The sequence below is a fragment of the Exiguobacterium sp. s5 genome (genome assembly GCF_018618075.1).
GTDB classification, from domain to species: Bacteria; Bacillota; Bacilli; order Exiguobacteriales; family Exiguobacteriaceae; genus Exiguobacterium; species Exiguobacterium mexicanum_A.
The window spans coordinates 626,243-645,291 of sequence record NZ_JACSLK010000001.1 but is presented as its reverse complement, the minus strand read 5'-3'; the positions used below and the strand labels follow the sequence as shown (position 1 = coordinate 645,291).

The 19,049-nt window shown below is 56.8% G+C and carries 22 protein-coding genes; 3 read left to right on the top strand and 19 right to left on the bottom strand.

All coding sequences use genetic code 11. The features are described from left to right. Window positions 1-16: 16 nt before the first annotated feature. The 11 genes from KNP60_RS03390 to KNP60_RS03340 form a co-directional block, all read right to left on the bottom strand. On the bottom strand, window positions 17-1,072 hold the full coding sequence (locus tag KNP60_RS03390; RefSeq protein WP_214796930.1) for a diguanylate cyclase: 1,056 nt from the start codon (window positions 1,070-1,072) through the stop codon (window positions 17-19). 102 nt (window positions 1,073-1,174) lie between these two features. Continuing rightward, window positions 1,175-1,402: a carbon storage regulator CsrA gene (gene csrA / locus KNP60_RS03385; RefSeq protein ID WP_021066562.1), complete on the bottom strand. Its 228-nt coding sequence runs from the start codon at window positions 1,400-1,402 to the stop codon at window positions 1,175-1,177. After that, complete coding sequence (fliW, locus tag KNP60_RS03380) at window positions 1,402-1,839, bottom strand: flagellar assembly protein FliW (protein WP_214796929.1); 438 nt, start codon at window positions 1,837-1,839, stop codon at window positions 1,402-1,404. Before fliW ends, csrA begins: the two co-directional genes overlap by 1 nt. A gap of 15 nt (window positions 1,840-1,854) precedes the next feature. After that, window positions 1,855-2,430 carry a DUF6470 family protein gene (locus KNP60_RS03375; RefSeq protein ID WP_131472892.1) on the bottom strand — a complete coding sequence of 192 codons (576 nt, stop codon included), beginning with the start codon at window positions 2,428-2,430 and terminating at the stop codon, window positions 1,855-1,857. Between the two features lie 3 nt (window positions 2,431-2,433). Beyond that, window positions 2,434-3,363, bottom strand: coding sequence for a flagellar hook-associated protein FlgL (gene flgL, locus KNP60_RS03370; protein WP_214796928.1), 930 nt, complete (start codon window positions 3,361-3,363; stop codon window positions 2,434-2,436). 6 nt (window positions 3,364-3,369) lie between these two features. Next, a complete protein-coding gene (gene flgK / locus KNP60_RS03365; protein WP_214796927.1) occupies window positions 3,370-4,863 on the bottom strand; it encodes a flagellar hook-associated protein FlgK in 1,494 nt (497 codons plus the stop codon). Between the two features lie 12 nt (window positions 4,864-4,875). Further along, window positions 4,876-5,232 (bottom strand): flagellar export chaperone FlgN, encoded by a 357-nt coding sequence (flgN, locus tag KNP60_RS03360; RefSeq protein WP_214796926.1) that lies wholly within the window; start codon window positions 5,230-5,232, stop codon window positions 4,876-4,878. Window positions 5,233-5,344: 112 nt separating this feature from the next. Continuing rightward, a complete protein-coding gene (locus KNP60_RS03355) occupies window positions 5,345-5,596 on the bottom strand; it encodes a flagellar biosynthesis anti-sigma factor FlgM (RefSeq protein WP_034778628.1) in 252 nt (83 codons plus the stop codon). A gap of 24 nt (window positions 5,597-5,620) precedes the next feature. Next, window positions 5,621-6,010, bottom strand: a complete 390-nt coding sequence (locus KNP60_RS03350) for a flagellar protein (RefSeq protein ID WP_251131302.1) — start codon at window positions 6,008-6,010, stop codon at window positions 5,621-5,623. Window positions 6,011-6,023: 13 nt separating this feature from the next. Further along, the gene (locus KNP60_RS03345) at window positions 6,024-6,692 is read right to left on the bottom strand and encodes a ComFC family protein (RefSeq protein WP_214796925.1); all 669 of its coding nucleotides are present in this window, start codon (window positions 6,690-6,692) and stop codon (window positions 6,024-6,026) included. Then, on the bottom strand, window positions 6,689-7,846 hold the full coding sequence (locus tag KNP60_RS03340) for a helicase-related protein (RefSeq protein WP_214796924.1): 1,158 nt from the start codon (window positions 7,844-7,846) through the stop codon (window positions 6,689-6,691). Before KNP60_RS03340 ends, KNP60_RS03345 begins: the two co-directional genes overlap by 4 nt. Before the next feature lie 182 nt (window positions 7,847-8,028). Here KNP60_RS03340 and KNP60_RS03335 point away from each other — a divergent pair, with 182 nt between their 5' ends. Then, window positions 8,029-8,382 carry a hypothetical protein gene (locus tag KNP60_RS03335; RefSeq protein WP_138859034.1) on the top strand — a complete coding sequence of 118 codons (354 nt, stop codon included), beginning with the start codon at window positions 8,029-8,031 and terminating at the stop codon, window positions 8,380-8,382. A gap of 53 nt (window positions 8,383-8,435) precedes the next feature. Here KNP60_RS03335 and treC read toward each other — a convergent pair whose 3' ends face one another. From treC to KNP60_RS15610, 6 genes are all read right to left on the bottom strand, one after another. Beyond that, window positions 8,436-10,073 (bottom strand): alpha,alpha-phosphotrehalase, encoded by a 1,638-nt coding sequence (gene treC, locus KNP60_RS03330; protein WP_214796923.1) that lies wholly within the window; start codon window positions 10,071-10,073, stop codon window positions 8,436-8,438. A gap of 83 nt (window positions 10,074-10,156) precedes the next feature. After that, window positions 10,157-11,605, bottom strand: coding sequence for a PTS system trehalose-specific EIIBC component (gene treP / locus KNP60_RS03325; protein ID WP_034778639.1), 1,449 nt, complete (start codon window positions 11,603-11,605; stop codon window positions 10,157-10,159). Window positions 11,606-11,811: 206 nt separating this feature from the next. After that, window positions 11,812-12,477, bottom strand: coding sequence for a trehalose operon repressor (gene treR / locus KNP60_RS03320; RefSeq protein ID WP_251131336.1), 666 nt, complete (start codon window positions 12,475-12,477; stop codon window positions 11,812-11,814). A gap of 91 nt (window positions 12,478-12,568) precedes the next feature. Then, window positions 12,569-13,417 carry a DegV family protein gene (locus tag KNP60_RS03315; RefSeq protein ID WP_214796921.1) on the bottom strand — a complete coding sequence of 283 codons (849 nt, stop codon included), beginning with the start codon at window positions 13,415-13,417 and terminating at the stop codon, window positions 12,569-12,571. A 94-nt stretch (window positions 13,418-13,511) separates the two neighbouring features. Further along, the gene (locus KNP60_RS03310; protein WP_034778646.1) at window positions 13,512-14,204 is read right to left on the bottom strand and encodes a response regulator transcription factor; all 693 of its coding nucleotides are present in this window, start codon (window positions 14,202-14,204) and stop codon (window positions 13,512-13,514) included. Between the two features lie 25 nt (window positions 14,205-14,229). Further along, window positions 14,230-15,354, bottom strand: coding sequence for a sensor histidine kinase (locus tag KNP60_RS15610; RefSeq protein ID WP_200881489.1), 1,125 nt, complete (start codon window positions 15,352-15,354; stop codon window positions 14,230-14,232). A 174-nt stretch (window positions 15,355-15,528) separates the two neighbouring features. Here KNP60_RS15610 and KNP60_RS03300 point away from each other — a divergent pair, with 174 nt between their 5' ends. Both KNP60_RS03300 and KNP60_RS03295 read left to right on the top strand, forming a co-directional pair. Continuing rightward, window positions 15,529-16,170 carry a YigZ family protein gene (locus KNP60_RS03300; RefSeq protein WP_214796920.1) on the top strand — a complete coding sequence of 214 codons (642 nt, stop codon included), beginning with the start codon at window positions 15,529-15,531 and terminating at the stop codon, window positions 16,168-16,170. Between the two features lie 41 nt (window positions 16,171-16,211). Beyond that, the gene (locus KNP60_RS03295) at window positions 16,212-17,234 is read left to right on the top strand and encodes an LCP family protein (RefSeq protein WP_214796919.1); all 1,023 of its coding nucleotides are present in this window, start codon (window positions 16,212-16,214) and stop codon (window positions 17,232-17,234) included. A 52-nt stretch (window positions 17,235-17,286) separates the two neighbouring features. Here KNP60_RS03295 and KNP60_RS03290 read toward each other — a convergent pair whose 3' ends face one another. Both KNP60_RS03290 and KNP60_RS03285 read right to left on the bottom strand, forming a co-directional pair. After that, the gene (locus tag KNP60_RS03290) at window positions 17,287-18,339 is read right to left on the bottom strand and encodes a glycosyltransferase family 4 protein (RefSeq protein ID WP_034778651.1); all 1,053 of its coding nucleotides are present in this window, start codon (window positions 18,337-18,339) and stop codon (window positions 17,287-17,289) included. A gap of 126 nt (window positions 18,340-18,465) precedes the next feature. Next, a complete protein-coding gene (locus KNP60_RS03285; protein WP_034778654.1) occupies window positions 18,466-18,879 on the bottom strand; it encodes a Rok-like winged helix domain-containing protein in 414 nt (137 codons plus the stop codon). Between the last annotated feature and the right edge of the window lie 170 nt (window positions 18,880-19,049).

Here is a 19,049-nt window from a genome sequence, read left to right as displayed (position 1 = left end):
GGGACCGATTTTTTATTTACCCGATTTTAGCTTGGTCACGCCCGCTCGTCTTGGCGTGATAAAGGGCGGCGTCGGCCCGTTCGAACACGAGGGTGCCCGGTTCGGCCCCGGCGAGCGAGGCCCCGAGCGATACCGTCATCGAAATCATTGTCCCTTCAAATGAGAACGGTGTATCCCGGACGACGGTGACGATGTCGTCGGCGATCGACCTCACGTCTCCGACGTCCTCGAGCACCATCAAGAACTCTTCCCCGCCGTAACGGCCGACGAAGCAGCCCTCCGGACAGTTCGCCTGTAACGTTTGGGCGATGTGGTGAAGCGCCGCGTCACCGGCCCGATGTCCATATGTATCGTTCAACTGCTTGAAGCGATCGACGTCGATGACGAACAGCGCCCAAGGGAGACCCGACATCTCGACCTCGTTCAACCGCTCGAGCGTCATATAGCGGTTCGGAAGCCCGGTCAGTTCGTCGATCGTCGCCCGCTGCGTATGGAGCCGGAACATGCGTAAGTGCGTCTCGATCTGTTTCGCGACCCAGTAGCACATCCACCCGCCAAGGAACGTGATTGCAAAATACGGCAAGAACACGGTCGTGAACGCATGCATCGGGACGTTGCCGGCGATGCGGAACAAGACGAGCACCGTCCCGAAGACGAGATAGGCCGAGTATAAGTGGCCGCGCCGCAGCACCAATCGATTCAACACGAGCGACAAGACGAGAAACAGGCCGAGCGTACCGAACGAGCTGACGAACTGGTCGGTCATGCCGTCGAGACCGAAGCGACCAAGCAGGGTCAGCCCCATCGTGACGGCGACACCGATCGGTCCGGCATAGGCGCCTGACAGCGCGAGCGGGATTATCCGGAGGTCGACCCGTGCCTCTCCGACTTGGAACGAGTTGACCGTCAACAGCACGGCCGCGAGCCCCATGGCGAGACCGAACCAGATGCGGACCGCGTAGGGCGAACCCGTCTGGATCGGCAACAATTGGCGCATGAGGTACAACGTCAGCGACAAGACGAGATAGATGATACTGATATTGATAAAAAAGATATTGATGACTTGACCCAAACTACCTCGTCCTTTCCCGCCGTTTCTTTCTCCCTATCCTATCGTACAAAAGTGACGCATGTCACCCTATCCAAATTTTAGGACAGCTAAAAAGCCGGAAGCTCACGCCTCCGACTTGTTTTGCATCATCTGTTTCATCAAGTTGGCGCTGTCCCGAGCCGATTCGTTCTCGGCTTGCATCTGGACGTACACCTCATGGCGATGGATATCGATATGGCGCGGGGCGTCGATGCCGAGCTTGACCTGGTCGCCTTCGATGGCGAGCACGGTGAGCGTCACATCGTCCCCGATATGGATCGCCTCGCCTTGTTTTCGTTTCAATACGAGCATCAGCGCACCTCTTCTTTCTGACCGCCGAGCGGGAACCGGGCCGGGTAGACGTCATCCAAGATGACTTGCTTCCCGCGGCGCTCTTTTGTCTCGATGACGATCGGTGCCTTCAAGTTAAGCGTCGAGGCGTCGAACGGCTCACGGAGCGTCACGATGGCATATACCGAGACGTGCTCCGCCTCGTCGATGCCGAGCTGTTCTTTCGCGCCGTCGGTCAATTCGAACGCATAGTCCGGCTTGTGCCAGAACGGGTTCGTCACGACGAAGGCACAGGCCGGGTCCTCGAGCGACTGGAGCGACCAAAACGGGAGCTCGTCCCCATACGGGATGAGGGTGAACGTCTTCGAGTGCGGGAATCCGGGAATCTCGCTGACGAACGAGATCGTCTCTTCTTCATTTACTTCGATTTTGCCAAAATAGTCTGTCTCAATGAACATGGGTTGTCCTCACTTTCAACGCGTCTCATCATACATGCCACCGACCGGCCACATTTCGAGCGACGCCTGCTGACGGAGCGAGATGTCCGTCGTCCATGGCGTGAACGAAATGTCGGCCGGGGTGAGTGATACATCAATCTGTGCCGGCGTCAGGTTCCACTCGATTTTGACATCCGCCGGCGTATACGTCAACTTCACGCGGTCGAGCGATTTCGGCATGAAGTCCATGTCGACGACCGGGTACGGGGCGCTCGTCTTCTCAGCAGCCATCGCGGCGATCGGGTTGCCGTTCTCGATGCGCATGAGCCGGTCCCCGTCCCTGGCCGTGGTCGATGTCGCTTCCCGGGCCGCCTGTTCCCCGAGCTGACCGAAATGGCGCCCGAGCTCGAGCGCCGCCTTTAGGTTGCTTTCACTACGCGCGACCGACGAGTCGACCTCGAGCGTACCACCTGTCGTCTGTTGGGTCATCTCGACCTTGCCTTGCGTCATCGACACATCGGCCCGACCTTGCCTCATCTCGAGGTGGGGCCGGTTCGACGTGATTTGGATAGCGGCCTGCGTCTGCCGCATCTCAAGCCGGGCGATGTTCATCGCTTACCGGAGGAAGTCGAGGAGCGTCGGTTGAATGATTCGGGCGCCGGCCGATAGTGCGGCCCGGTGCACCGTCTCGTGAGACTTGAGCTCCATGATGACTTTTTCGATGTCGATGTCTTCGTTATCAGACATGATCGTCTTGGCGATAATCTCATGTTCTTGCAGGCGGTTGTCGACGAGCTCCAACCGGTTGGCGCGCGCCCCGAGCTCGGCCCGTTCCGTGATCAAGTTTTGGGCGATCACGTCGAGGTCGGCGAGCTCGTTCGAAAGAACCTCACCGGTCGTATTCGGATCGGCCAGTTTCGAGACGAGGTCGTGGAGCCCGGCGAACACGTCACTCCCGAACACCGTCTCCGGCTGCATGTTCACTTGGACGGTGATGCCTTTCGACACTTCGAAGGCGACTTTCCCGCTTGCGGCCGGTGCCCCGCCCGGATAGATGCTGTTGACGTCCCCGTTCGGGTCGGCAAGGAACGCCTTCAAGGCGTCCATGTCGACGAGCGGTTGGTCCGTCTTCGTGCCGTTGTAAATATATTTCTCGCCCGACTTCGCGTTCGCGAGTGAGCCGATATGTTCGATCAACTGATTGACCTCACTCTGAATGATTTGACGTTGCGAAGACTCGTACGTGTCGTTCGCCGCCTGCGTCGTCAGTTCGCGAATCCGTTTGACGGCCTCCGTCACTTCGTTCAACGTCGAGTCGGTCAAGTCCATCCAGCTCGTCGCTTCGCTGACGTTGCGGCGGAACTGGTCGACCTCGCGCACCTCGGTCCGGTAGCGCATGCCTTGCATGGCGACGACCGGGTCTTCCGAAGCCCGTTGAATCCGTTTCCCGCTGATGAGCTGTTCTTGCACTTGGGCGAGCTTGTTATAGCTGCTCGATAAGTGTTTCAAGTTCGTCTGTGTGAGCATCGTCTGTGTGACTCGCATCAAGCATTACCTCCCTACGACACCCATGCCGTTGATGATTTTGTCGAGCATCTCATCGACGGCCGTGATGTTTCGGGCCGCCGCGTTATAAGCGTGTTGATATTGAATCATCATCGTCATCTCTTCGTCGAGCGAGACGGCGCTCACTGCCTGGCGGCGCTGGTCCGAGCTCGCCATGAGGGCGAACGTGCTGGTCGCGAGTCGTCCGCTCTGGTCGGCGGCGACAGCCATGTTCCCGATGACGTTCTGATAGTACTTCCCGATCGACGTCTCTGTCTGAACCGATCCGTCGAAGCTGAGCGTGGCCGACTTCAAGTTCGCCAACGCAAGTGCCCCGCTGCCGTCCCCGATGTTGCCGTCTTGAGACGCGGCAATCAAATCGAGGTTGTTCATGACGGCGTCGCTCACTTTGATCGTCGCGGCGCTCGCCGTCCCTTCGAAGAAGTTCGCCGTCCCGGCGTTGCCTTTAGCGTCCATGTTGTTGCTGTGGGCTGTGTTGAAGGCCGAGGCGAACTGGCCGGCCATCTCGTCCAAGTCTTTCAACATCGTCGCGTACGCGCCGTTCACGCTGCCTGATTCGGGCGTGTCCGTACCGTACATCTCGACGAGCGCTTTCCATTTACCGTTTGGCATCGATGCATGCGTGAGGGCCACGTCCGCTCCGCTCGCATCGGTCATGTCGAGACCGTCGAACGAGCCGACCGTGCCGTTGATCCCATCGACGAGCTTATGGTCGACGCCACCGATTGTGACGACGATGTCAATCCGCCCTTCAGCAACTTTCTGTGAGTTCCCGCGCGATTCCCCGTTCGTATAGTCGACCGGGACGCGTTTAAAGTCCATATATTGGGCAAGCTCGTCCATGTAGCGGTCACGCTCGTCATACAGTTCGTTCGGGAGCACGCCGAGCGGCTCCGCGTCACCGATTTGACGGTTGACCTCACTGATCTTCGTCATCAAATCGTTCACTTTCTTGACGACGACGTCACCTTCAGACGCCAAGTCGGCCTGCACTTTTTGGAGCGAGGACGACATGTAGTTGAACGTCTCCGCGAGCGTCATCGCCCGTTGGCGCACGACGCTCCGCGCGCCGGCGTCGTCCGGGTTGACCGACAAGTCTTGGAGCGAGGCCCAGAACAAGTCGAGCGATTTGGCGAGTCCCGTCTCGGACGGTTCATTGACGATGTCCTCCATCCGGCCGAACGCCGCCTCTTTCGTGGCGTAGTAGGCGTTCTTGACCGATTCGTCACGATATTGCTGGTCGATCATCAAGTCACGAATCCGAGCGAGCGTCTCCCCGCGGACACCCGTCCCGAACTGCCCGGCCTTCGTTCCGCCGAAGTTGACGCTGAGCTGTTCGGTCATGCCGAGCGATAGGCGCTGGCGTGAGTAACCCGGGTTCGAGGCGTTGGCGACGTTGTTCCCCGTCGCCTGGAGCGCCCACTGGTGCGTCGTCAAACTGCGGCGCGCCGTCTCTAATCCCATAAATGTTGAGCCCATTAAACTTCCTCCTTATACATCCCGGCTGAACGAGCGCGTCTCGAGCGCCTGTTGACCGTACGTGAAATCATCTGCCTCTGGCAGGAGCATATCCAAATGCCATTCGATATACCGGAGCGACTGTTCGAGCAAGACGGCGTTTAATTCATTTTGCCGTTTCAGCTCGAGGACGACCGGTCGTAACGCTTCTTTCTCTTCATCGTCCAAAATGTACGTTCCTTGAAGTCGTTCCGCCTCTTTTTGTTTGATTTGTCGGACGAGCGTCGCCTCTTCCTTGACGAGCTCGCTGAACGCGGGCATATCCCCGTTGACGAGCAGTCGTTCTTTTTCATAAGCGATTTCGAGTAACCGTGTATGTAATGTGAGCATAAGTCTCTCCTTTGTCCAAAAAAAGAGCCGACTAAAGAAAGGGTGTCCCTTGTTTAGTCAGCTTCCGTGCCATCATATTTATGCGAAGGTCTCCCTCGGACCTCGCTTTCATTCATCCTTGTAGAAAGCGTTTGGCGATCTCGCGCGCGTCCCGTGAATACGTCCCGGCGTTGATTTCCGCCTTCAAGGCGTTAATCTTCTCCAGGCGCTCCGGATGTTTCACCGGTTCTTCAAACCGGGCGCGGGCTTCGGCCGATATCGATAGTTGGTCCGTTTGGCGTGTCAGCTCGGGCTTCGTCTCAGGTTGCGTTTTCTTCTCATAAGTGTTCGGTAAGTGTACCCACTTTGCAGAATCGATGCGCATACGTGTCCCCCCTCTTCTCAGTTGTTAGTCCAAACGATAAGCGCGAACGCTTTGTTTCGTGACGGTGGCTTGTAGCCCTTTCAGTTCTTGCTGCATGTCGGTCTGACAGTCCGCGCATACCTTTCCTTGGTTCGTCGGATTGCCGCAGCGCACGCAGGCGATGTTCAGGGACGGGTTGTCCTTGATGATCAAGCGTCCTTCATGGATATATCGCGTGATATCAAGTTCGGAGACGCCTGTCGCTTCGACAAGGGCCCCGATCGTCGTCTGTTTGTTGGCGGGTTCGCGGATGAAGTCCCGGACTTTCAAGAAGTTTTGGAAATCGACTTCCGCGCAGGATGGGCAGTAAGGCGAGCGGCTTTGTTTCATGAACAGCCGTCCGCATGTTTGACAAGTTGTTGCTTCCACAGTCATTCACCTCTGCCCTTTATATCGGACGCATTTTTGATTTGTTTAGCGTCCGGAACAGGCAAACGGCAGAAACTTGTTCCACGCCGGCCCGGCGCAGGGTGAGCGCCGCTTGATGCAACGTCGTCCCGGTCGTATAGACGTCATCGACGAGGACAATTTTGCCACAGCGCGGTAACCGCTGTACAGTGAACGGGTTCGCACGGTGCCGCCTTTCTTCTTTCCCAAGTTCACGCTGACTTGAAACCTCGGCTTTCACGAGCACCTGTTTCGTCGGCCCGATCATCCGGGCGAGCACCTCCGCCTGATTGAAACGCCGCGTCCGCAACCGCTCCTCACTGAGCGGGATTGGCACGTAGACGACACCTGGTTCTCGTAACTGTCGGAGTACTGAGCGCAGCTGGTTGGCCAGGACGACGTCACCGCCGAATTTATAGCGATGGAGCCAGTTCGCACCCGCCTCGTCATATGCATATAGCGAGTGGACGGTCAAATCGAGACCGAGGGCAAGCCACCGGACGCAATCGTCGCATGTCGCCCCGTCCTCGGTCGGATGGCCGCAGCGCGGGCAGACCGAGATGATCGGGGTCAATCTCCCCTCGCAGTCCGGGCAGACCCAGTCCCGGTTTAGGAGCGTCGCCGGGCTCCACGGAATAGCGAACGGTTTTCGGCAGACGAGACAGTTCATCGCCGGTTCGCCTCCTCGATCTCGCGGATGGCCCGGTCTTGCCGGAACGTGCGCTCGTGGTAGAAGAAGACGACGTCCCCGGTCGGCGCGGTCGGTTTCCGACCAGCCCGTCCGGCCATCTGGACGAGGGCGCGAGACGAGAACAAGGCGTGGCTGCTGTCGAGGACAGCGACGTGAACCCCGGTCACGGTCATGCCCCGCTCCCAAATCGACGTCGCGAGCACGATCCCGTTCGTCGCTTCGAGCCATTCGAGCGTATCCGTCCGCTCGTCCGTATCGGCCGAGACGGCTTTGCAGGGGAAGCCGTTTGTCTCAAGCAGCTCCCTGTATCGGGCAAGGTCCGGCTTCGTCGGGACGAACAGCAAACGTGGGGACCCCTCGTATTGCCGACAGAAGTTGAGGATGGCTTGCCCCGTCTCACGCACGAGTCGCGGCACCGGCAAGTCGTGGCCGTGATAGCGACGCGATAGATGCACGGTCGGGAACTGGCGCTGCCAGACGGTCGGCGTCGCCGTCACAAACAAGAACAGGCCTTTCCCGGCGCGGCGTAGTGTCCACCAAAGTGCCAAATCGAAGGCGAACGGGAAGGCATCAGACTCATCGACGAGGACGTAATCGAACACATGTCGTAAGTTCACGAGCAGCGGCGCCGTCGCGACCGTGATCATCCCAATCGTGTCCTTATCCCCGCCCCCGTAGCGCCGGGTGACCGGGACGGAGAAGGCGGCCTCGAGCCGGTCGACCCATTCGATGGCGACGTCACGGCGCGGCGAGACAATGAGGACACGCTTCCCTTCATTGACGACGCGCGCGATGACCGGGAATGTCATCTCCGTCTTCCCGGCCCCGCAGACGGCATGGACGAGCCCGCTCGTCCGAGATTCCCACCAGGCGAGCAACTGCCAGCTAATGTGTTGCTGGTCGGCCGACAGCTCGAACGGCATGACGAGTTCCGTCGGTTCGACCGGTGTCGTGATGTCTTCTTCCCCGAGACGGTCGCACTGACAGACACGGCCGAGATGGAGGCAATTCCGGCAATAGCGGCACGCACCGTGGTGGCACGTGAACGAGCGGGTGTCCGCGCTCAGACAGCGTTGACAGATGCCGAAGCGGATGGCGGGCGTGCCGGTCGGAGCGATGATGAGTTGTCCCAATACAATCAGTCCTTTTTGAATGAGGATATCATGTGAGAAGCCGCCGGACATGAGGCGTTGTCAGCATGTAGCGTCACCATTCCCGTACGGAACCTGAGCCATTTGCGACTTACGACCGAGGCGAACGGTGCAACATCTCTTTTATACTAAGCGTAGCCCAATAATTGGAAAGCAGGTGTCCGATGCACAAACGACCGCTTCATAACGTCTTGACCGTACTCGGAATGATGGCCGTGTTCTGTCTCGGTTGGTGGGTGTGGTATGTGCTGAACGGCAGTGAGGCGGCCGAACAACGAGCCGTCCGAGCAGCCGAAACGTATGTCGACACGACGTATCCCGAGATGGAACTCGTCATGACCGACGTGACGTACTTATCCCTGTACGATGCGAAGTATTACGTATTGTTCGCGTCCCCGTCCCATGCCGAAGCTGAGTTGTGGGTGCGCGTCACTCGAGCCGGAGACGTCGTGGACGACAATATCGGGGATGTCGCGAACGTCTCACGGTCATTGGACCGACGCGACGCCTTCGACTAACACCTATAATCAAAAAACTCGCCAGACGATTTTTCGTCTGGCGAGTTTTCTCGTTATACGTTCCGTTTGTAGAACATGATCGCCTCATACGCCCGGAGCGACAACGTCGTCCCGTCGAGCTGCGGCACGTCATAGTTGTGGCTGACGACCTCGGCCTGCGTGAAACCTGCCGGGATCTCATACGTCGTCTCAGGGCCGTAGAAGTTGGCGACGACGAGCACTTCCTCGTCTGCCGTCTTCCGCGTGTACGCCCAGACATCGAGCGCGTCCGGTGTGAGGAGCGTGTAGTCCCCGTCCGTCAACACGTCGAACTCTTTGCGGAGCGAGATCAAGTTCTTGTAGTGGTAGAACACCGAGTTCGGGTCGTCGAGCGCCGTCTCGACGTTGACGTCCGGATAGTTCGGCGCCACATTGATCCACGGCGTCCCGCTCGTGAAGCCGGCGTGCGGCGTCGCGTCCCACTGCATCGGCGTCCGCGAGTTGTCGCGCGACTTCTGTTTGATGGCGGCCATCATATCCTCATGTGACACACCCTGTTCGCGCTTCAAGTTATAGGCGTTGAGCGTCTCGATGTCACGATACTCGTCGAGCGAGTCGAAGCCCGGGTTCGTCATGCCGATCTCCTCGCCTTGATAAATGTACGGCGTCCCTTGGAGGCCATGGAGCACGGTCGCGAGCATCTTCGCGCTCTCGACGCGATGGTCGGTGTCGTTGCCGAACCGGCTGACGACGCGCGGCTGGTCATGGTTGCACCAGAAGATGGCGTTCCACCCCTTGCCGTGCATCCCTTCCTGCCACGTCGACATGATGTCTTTCAATTGGATGAAGTCGAACGGGGCAGCGACGAACTTCTCGCCGTTCGGATAGTCGACTTTCAAGTGATGGAAGCTGAACGTCATGCTGAGCTCGCGTTCGTCCGGGCTCGAGTAACGGACGCAATGGTCAAGCGTCGTCGACGACATCTCGCCGACCGTGATGACATCATGTCCGTCGAACACCTCGCGGTTCATCTCTTTCAAATATTCATGGATACGCGGCCCGTCCGTATAGAACTTGCGGCCGTCCGAGTCGTCTTCCGGGAAGTCCTGCTGCTTCGAGATCAAGTTGATGACGTCGAGGCGGAACCCTTTGATGCCCTTGTCACGCCAGAAGCGCATCATCTCATAGACGTCCTCGCGCATCTGCTCGTTCTCCCAGTTGAGGTCGGCCTGGGTCACGTCGAACAAGTGGAGGTAATACTGTCCGCTCTTCTCGTCATACTTCCAGGCGTTGCCGCCGAACTTCGACTCCCAGTTCGTCGGCTCGTCGCGCCAGATGTAATAGTCGCGGTAGCGTTCGTCGCCGGCGAGCGACTTCTGGAACCACTCATGCTCGGTCGACGAGTGGTTGACGACGATGTCCATCATGAGCCCGATGCCGCGCGCCTCGGCCTCACGGACGAGCTCATCGAGGTCATCCATCGTCCCGTACGAGGGGTCGATCGCGTAATAGTCGCTGACGTCATAGCCGTTGTCGTTTTGTGGTGACTTGTACACCGGCGTCATCCAGATGTATTCGATGCCGAGCTCGGCCAAATAGTCGAGCTTGGCCGTCACGCCTTTGATCGAGCCGGTGGCATTGCCTTCCGGGCTATAGAAGCTTTTCGGGTAGATTTGATAGACGACAGATTTGCGCCAGTTTGATGGTGTCATAGGTGTAGTCTCCTTTTGTAAGAGTTTTCATTTGTACAGGAAAAGGGGAAGAACCTCCGTCCCTCCCCTTGTCAGTCATCTTCTTATGCTACTTTATTTTCTTCGATTTCACCTTTCTTCATATAGCGCTTCGACAAGACGAATGTGAGCGCGAACGGCACGACGATCGCGATGATCATCCCGACGATGAAGAGTAAGATCTTATCAGTGAAGATGGAGAGGAAGCCAGGTAGACCTCCGACCCCGATTCCAATCGCTTGGACGTCGTTCAAGGTGATGAAGACGGCGGCAATCGCCGACCCGATCATCGCCGAGTAGAACGGGAACTTGTTCGGCAAGTTCACCCCGAACATGGCCGGCTCGGTGATCCCGAAGTAAGCCGAGATGGCTGATGTCGACGCCATACTCTTTTGTTTCGCGTTGTGCTTATAGACGAAGAACATGGCAAGTGCAGCCGAGCCTTGGGCGATGTTCGACAAGGCGAGCATCGGCCAGATGAACGTACCGCCCGTTTCCGCGATGAGCTGAAGGTCGATCGCGATGAACAAGTGGTGCATCCCCGTGACGACGAGCGGTGCGTAGAACAATCCGAACAAGAGCGCACCGACGACCGGTACGACTTCGAACACGTTGACGAGGCTCGTCGCGATGACGTTCCCGATTCCGCGTGTGACCGGTCCGACGATCGCGAGCGCGAGGAAACCGGTGACGACGATGGTCGTGATCGGTACGACGAGCAATTGAATCGCGTTCGGGACGTGTTTTTTCAAAAACATCTCAATATGGCTCAAGATGAAGGCCGCTGCCAAAATCGGAAGAATCTGACCCTGATAGCCGACTTTCTCGATTTCGAACAAGCCGAGGATGTTGAATGTCGGGACGTCGCCTTCAAGCGCCGCCTGCCCATAACCCCAGGCGTTCAAGAGGTCCGGGTGGACGAGCAAGAGACCCATGACGATCCCGAGCACTTCGCTGCCGCCGAACCGTTTCGTCGCCGACCAACCGACGAGCGCCGGGAGGAAGACGAATGCCGTGTTCGCCATCATGTTGATCAGGTCCCAGAGTCCTTGCAGGTTCGGGTACGCCTCGATCAGCGTCGCATCATCGACGAACAGCCCTTCCGACGCGAGCAAGTTGTTGATCCCCATCAATAGACCGGCGACGATGATGGCCGGGATGATCGGCATGAACACGTCCGAGAACACTTTGACGAGTTTTTGGAGCGGGTTCATCTTCTTGCCGCCGGCCGATTTGACCTCGGCGACCGTCGCCGCTTCGAGCCCGGCGAGTTTGATGAATTCGGCGTAGACGCGTTCGACGTCACCGGCCCCGATGACGACTTGATAGACACCCGAGTTTTCGAATGCCCCTTTGACGAGATCAGCTTCTTTCACTTTTGCTTCATTGACGAGCGACTGGTCTTTCAACGAAAGACGGAGCCGCGTGACACAGTGTGCCGCTTTGTCGACGTTATCCTTGCCCCCGATGGCTTCAAGGATATCCGCGGCGATTTGACGATAATCTGCCTTCATATTTGTTGGCCTCCTTTGTTTGAAAGCGTTTGTTGAAAACGGTTACTTATGAGTACAAACAAAGTTTAACTTATATAGACGAGTTCTGTCAACAACTTATCTATATAAGTTATGCGTGACAAATTCGTGACAGGCGTTCACTATTTTTGTTCCCTCTCCCCTCGATTCAAAACGAAAAAAAAAAGACCCCTTCGAAAGAAGGGGCACTAGCGGCGCGCCACGTCACTGAACTGAAACTTGTCGAGCCGGTGGCGGGACTCGGTATACTCGAACTGTCTGCCCTCATAGAGGAACGTGTCGTTCGTGATGACGATGACATACTCGTAATCGTGGAGGTCGAGCCTCATCCGGTCGAGCTCGGTCACATCCTCGGCCGCGATCTTCCGCTTGGCGTAACTGATCTGGAGCCCGAGCTCATGCTCGACGTACTCATAAATCGAGCGGGCGGCGATTTCTTCCGTCAGTCCCGGAACGAGGTCTTTGACGAAATAGTTCACGTCTAGGATGACGTCCTCCCCGTCGAAGTTCCGGACCCGTTCGATTCGGTACATCCGCGTCCCCGGGTCAAGGTTCATCCGGTCGGCGAGCCAAGTCGGCGCCTCGATGTCCTCGAACGAGGCGACCGACGTCTGGATCGAGCGGCCGAGCAAGGAAGCGTACACTTCCGAGAAGCTGACGATGCCGTTGAATTGGAACTCGATTTGGTCGCGCCGGAGCACGAAGACGCCTTTCCCGTGATGCTTCCGGACGTACCCGTGCTCTTGGAGCAGGTCGAGCGCTTTCCGGACCGTGCCTCGGCTCGCCTCATACTCATGCATGAGCTCGGTCTCGGATGGCAGCTTCGACTCCGCCGCATATTCCCCGGTCTTCATCCGCTCGGCGAGGCGCTCATAGATTTGACGATATTTGGCCACAGGCTCACTCCTCTCTATCGAAAAAGACGACCGGATGGCCGTCTTTTGTTTACCACTCGCGGCGATACCACGTGATGCCGATCGCACCAGGTCCAAGGTGTGTCCCGATGACCGGTCCGAAATGACCGCCCGTGACATGGGCCTGTGGAAAATTCTGTTTCATCGATGCGATCTCCTCGGCCTGACGGTCCGGGCAATTGGCGTGGATGATGCCGATACAGTAGCCTGCACCGTCGCCCTCGATCGATTGTTCCATCATCTCTTCGATGCGGCGGACCGCCTTCTTGTACGTCCGAATCTTTTCGAACGGGACGATCAACCGGTCTTGGAAATGCAACACCGGCTTGATTTGAAGGAACGATCCGACGAGCGCCTGTGCCGCGCTGAGTCGTCCGCCTCGTTGGAGGTGGTCGAGGTCATCGACGACAAAGTACGCACGAATCAACTCGCGCATCTTTTCAAGGTGAGCCATGATCTCCTGTGCCGACGCACCTGCGTCGCGCAGATGGATCGCTTCTTCGACGAGGAACGCTTGAGGCATACATGAGATCTCCGAATCGAACGCGTGGACGTTGACGTCGACCATACCGTTCAAGGCGATCATCGACTGGTACGTGCCGCTGATCCCGCTCGAGAGGGTGATCGCGATCACATCCGTCACCTCGTCCGGCAAACGTTCAATCAATTCGATCGTTTCCCCGATGCTCGGTTGGGAAGTCGTCGGCAAGTTCCCTGCCTCGATCCGGTCATAAAACGCCTCGGTCGTGATGTCGACGGCTTCGCGGAATGACTCCCCGTCAAAGATCACGCTGAGCGGGGCGACGTGGATGTCGTGCCGCTCACAAAATTCGGCCGGCAAATAGGCAGTACTGTCGGTCAAAATGGCTATGTTTCCCATGCTATATCCTCACTTTACATCGTTTCGTTTTCCAATTGAATGTGGATTCCATTCCATATTGTAGCATAAAAACGATGTATTGCATCGGTAGAGGTCAAATCTCAACCCATCCGCGGCGGATGGCGTCGACGACGGCTTGTGTCCGGTCGTTCACTTCCATCTTACGAAGCACTGACGAGACATGGTTCTTGACCGTCTTCTCACTGATGAACAGCATGTCGCTGATGTCGCGGTTCGAGCGGCCCTCGGCGAGCAAGTGCAACACTTCGACTTCACGGCGCGACAACAATTGGTAGACCGGATCGTCCGTGCGATTCTCGACGTTACGGCCGGCCTGCTCCCCTTTGAATTGGAGCAAGCGACGGTATTCCTTCAAGACGTTCGTCGTCACTTTCGGGTGCAGGTACGCCCCGTCTTTCGCGACCGAACGGACCGCCGAGATGAGCTCGGTCGAAGCCACTTCTTTGAGCAGGAAGCCCGATGCGCCCGCTTCGAGCGCATGCGTGATGTACGACTCGTCGTCATGAATCGACAGGATGAGGACACGCGTCTCCGGTGACAGCACCGACAACTGTTTCGTCGCCTCGATCCCGTTCAGTTCAGGCATGTTGATATCAAGAATCAAGATCTCTGGTTTGTGGTCGGCGGCGATGCGAATCGCCTCGGTGCCGGTCCGTCCTTCGGCGACGACCGTGAATTCATCCTCTAAATCAAAGATCCGTTTCAAGCCTTCTCGAAACAGCTCATGGTCATCCACGATCGCGATGCGTGTTTGTAATTGTTCCATCTGGATACTCCCCCTTGTTCTTGTCTTACGTGATTGGAATCGACATGCGGACGACCGTCCCTTTGCCGACTTCCGAATCAATGGTCATGCTTCCGTTCACAAGCTCGATCCGTTCCCGCATCCCAACGATTCCGAATGACTCCTCGCCAATCGTGCTCGGCACGAATCCGACCCCATGGTCCCGTACATGAATATGTATCGCGTCGTGCGCTTGCTCGACGTTGACGATGATCTCCGCCGTCTTCGAGTGTTTGATCGCGTTTTGGACGGCCTCTTGGACGAGCCGGAACACGTTGATCTCCAGTTTCTCAGGCAATCGGGCCCGAGACCCCCGGTAGTTGAGCCGTGTCTTGATGGTCGTATATTCCTCGGTCTGATGGAGGTATCGCTCGAGCGTCGGCAAGAAGCCGAGGTCGTCAAGTGACATCGGACGAAGGTCATAGATGAGCCGCCGGACGTCGACGAGCGCGCCGCGGATGAGGCGTTTCAGCTCGTGCAGTTCGGCGAACGCCTCGTCTTTCCCGCGCTTGTCGAACGTCTTCTCGATCAAATCGGCCCGAATCAAGATGTGAGCAAGCGATTGCGCCGGTCCGTCGTGCATCTCACGGGCGAGGTGGCGCCGTTCCCGTTCGGCCGCCTCGAAGACGCTGATCGCCATCTCTTGCTTCTTCATCATGTCGGAGTACTCTTGCTGCAGGTCGTCCCGAAGGAAGTTCAGCACGACGGAGACGCGGCTGACGAGTTTGTCGGCCCGTTCGATCGTGTCCTCGAGGACGAGCAGGCGACGTTCGAGGTCGTTGCGACGCTGCTGGCCGGCCATCTCTTCTTTTTGGATGAGGAAGCGTTCGAGCTGCATTTGATTGGCGCGTTCATACGCCTCTCGAATCTCTTGCTCGCTATGTATATGAAACTTCTTGCTCACTTGGACGAGTTTGTTCTTCGCCGCTTTCACGAGCAGGTCGAGCCGTTCCGACTCCTCGATATAAAACTCGATCTTTTGCGTCAACTCTTTCAGTTCGTTTTGAATCAACGAATACTCGTTGGCCGAACTCTCGGTAATCCGGACGATCTCCTCTTTACTTTCCGTCACCGTATCAATCATATTTGTTATGATATGTTCTAAAGCTGTACGATCGGTAATATGATTCACGATGCCATCCCCTAATAATTCGGTAGTAAGTCTTCATCTATTCCTATTATCGACTGCGGAACGTTCGTTTACAGTAAAAAATGGAGGCTCTCCTTCCCATTCGCCGCACCAGGCGTTGACGCCTACTTGAATTTTAAAAAAAATATTCAAAAATAGAAAGGAGAATTTTCAGAAATGTCTACTGAACAAAATTATACTATAAAACAAGACGGAGAATACGAGGTCGTCATTCAAAAGTCAAAATTTATCGCCCACTTCAAACGGGTCACCTCTGAAGCAGAGGCACAGTCGTTCATCCAAGCCATCAAAAAGGCCCATTGGAGCGCCAATCACAACTGTTCGGCCTATATCATCGGCGAACGGAACGAGTTCCAAAAAGCAAACGATGACGGCGAGCCGAGCGGGACGGCCGGGCTGCCGATGCTCGAGGTGCTCCGGAAACGCGAGTTGAAAGACACGGTCGTCGTCGTCACCCGCTACTTCGGCGGCATCAAGCTCGGCGGTGGCGGACTGATTCGCGCATACGGCGGCACGGTGAGCGAAGGGCTCGACGCGGTCGGCATCGTCGAGCGCATCCCGATGCAACGCTTGACGCTCACGGTCGATTACGGCTGGATCGGCAAGGTCGAGAACGAACTGCGGCAATCGTCGTACCTCCTCGACGACATCGTCTACGCGGACACCGTCACGTTCCACATCTCGGTTCCGGTCGAAGAGACCGAGGCCGCGATGGCATGGCTCGTCGATTTGACGAACGGTCAAGGGGGACTCGAGACCCAGGACCAGCGCATCATCGAACGTGATTTTGTGCGGTAGGTCACGTATACTAAAGGAAACGAATGAAATGAGGAGACGACATGGAACAAGACTCCCGCAAGAAACGCCCCGTGTGGAAGATCGTCCTGCTCGTGCTCGGCCTCGTCCTGTTGATTGGCGGGTCGGCCTTCGGCTACTTCGTCTTTAAGGCGAACGAGACGGCGGAGAACACGAACAGCGAGCTGACACGAGGTGACAAGTCGGACCGTCGGGAAGAGACGGTCGACCTGACGAAAGATCACTTCTCCGTCCTACTCGCCGGCGTCGATGGCGGTGCCTCGCTCGAGGAAGGACGGACCGACTCGCTCATGGTGGCGACGTTCAACAAGGAATCGCGCCAAGTGACGCTCGTCAGCATCCCGCGCGACTCATACGTCGACATCGTGACGACGGACGGCGAGTTCAAAGACAAGATCAACCACGCCTACGCCTACGGCGGCATCGACACGACGATCGCGACGGTCGAGAAGCTGTTCGACATTCCGATCGACTACTACGCGACGATCAACTTTGACGGCATCGAGGATCTCGTCGATGCGGTCGGCGGCGTCGAGGTCGATGTGCTCGTCCCAATCTCGGGCCGGGCGACCGGTAACGTCGAGCTCGAACCCGGCGTCCAAATGTTAGATGGAAAAGAAGCACTCGCCTACGCGCGCATGCGCAAGGACGACCCCGAGGGTGACGTCGGACGGGCGAAACGTCAACAGCAGGTGCTCGAGGCCATCATCAACGAGGCGACGACGATCAATTCGTTCACGAAGCTCAACCGGATCATGAATGCGGTCGGCGATAACATCCGAACGAATATGTCCTTGTCCGAGGCGTCACAGCTGCAGCCGTATACGAAGTCGCTCCGCTCGTTCAACCAAGAGACGCTCGCAGGCGGTGACTTGACGCTCGGCGGTGTGTATTACTACGAACTCGACCCGGCCGATTTGAGCGAGAAGCGCACACTCTTGAAGAGCGAGCTCGGCCTGCCGGTGACGGCGGAAGAAAGTGACAACGGAACCGGCGACGGCTTGAATGAAACGGAAGACGGTTTCAGCGAGACGACGACGTACTGATACCAAAAAACGACCGGGGACGCGTGTCCCCGGTCGTTTTCATATGGTCACATCAGGCCTTCGGCCGGCCGAGCAGGCGTCGTGACGTCTGGATGATCGGCTTATAGTTCGGATGGATCAACTCGGTCGATTCGACGATCAGCTCGATGACGATGAGCACGATGACGAACGTGATGACCGCCCCGAGCATCGTCGTCTTCGCGAACAGAATCGAGGCGATGCCGAAGAAGAATGTCATCCCGTACATGAGCAGAACGGCCTGCCGTGTCGTGAAGCCCATGTCGATCAACTGGTGATGCATGTGCGACTTATCGGGCGACATCGGCGGACGGCCTTGCACGAGCCGGCGGACGATCGCGAAGATCGTGTCCGAGATTGGCAGACCGAGCAAGAGCACCGGCACGACGAGCGAGAACAACGTCACGTTCTTGAACCCGATGAGCGAGAACACGGCGAGCATATAACCGAGGAAGAGCGCCCCGGTGTCTCCCATGAAAATCTTCGCCGGATAGAAGTTATGGACGAGAAAACCGAGCGTGCTCGCCAGAAGCAACAAGGCCATCATCGTCAAATAGACGTTGCCTTGGATGATGGCGAGTAGGGAAATCGTCCCGAGGGCGATGCTTGACACGCCCGCGGCGAGCCCGTCGAGCCCATCAATCAAGTTGATCGCGTTCGTGATCCCAATCAGCCAGAGCACCGTCACCGGGATGCTCCATGAACCGAGATAGAGCTGCTGGTCGAACGGGAGGTTAATCAATTCGATGCGCATACCGGCGTTCAAGACGATGACCGTCGCGATCATCTGCCCCATCAGCTTGACGCGGGCCGTCAACTGGAACCGGTCGTCGATGAAGCCGGTCAAGATGATGACGACCGCCCCGATCAAGATGGCATCGTTATATCGACTCGTCGGCAGCAACAAGGCGTAGCCGATGAAAAAAGCGATGAAGATGGCGAGGCCGCCGATCCGTGGCATCGTCCGTAAATGTACTTTTCGGGCGTTCGGGTGATCGACCGCTCCGATCAGAAAAGCAAACCGGCGAACGAGCGGCGTGATCAAGATGGCCATCACAAAACTGACCAACATGGCAATCCATAGCATGGGCCAACGTTCCTCTCTCATAAAAAAATAGACTCTGGCGAATTATAGCATATTTCCCTTGAGGCGAGACGTATCAGAAATGTTACAACGAAAAAATCCCGACGAGGTCGTCTCGTCGGGTCACGTTCAGGCGTGGGCCGGATGCGTCGTCACTTCATCCGTGGCCTCGTATGTATACAAGCCGCGGCCAATCTTTTTGATGTCAGGATTGACCGATTCGATTTTCACCATCAATTGGTAAATATTGCTAATGTGATGTCGATAGCGCAATTCGAGCTCCATTTGGATGTCCCGCACGCTCATCGTCTTCCGTTCTTTCAACAGGTCTGTTACCTGATGGACGTAGACCTCGAGCGGATAACGTTGATTGACGCGACGCGGGCGCAGTCGTTTCGCCGGATCGAGGAGTGATTCCTCTTCGCGCTTGTTTCGGTTCAACTCTGAAATCAAGTATTCCGCCCGGCGTTGCAACTGACGATATGACTCTTCGATCTCCATCAGTTCCCGATAGATATTCTCATTGACGTCCGTAGATTCCATGCACAAGTCCTCCTCTACACTTAATTGATGTTCCCCATTACCCAATTTCATCAATTATTGCCAGTTATTACTTATTCCCAATTAAAAGTGTAACGGTTTTGTAATGTGCTTGTCATCTGTTTTTAGGCACTTTTATCTATTTAGGTCTTTTGACCCAACACAAAAAAGAT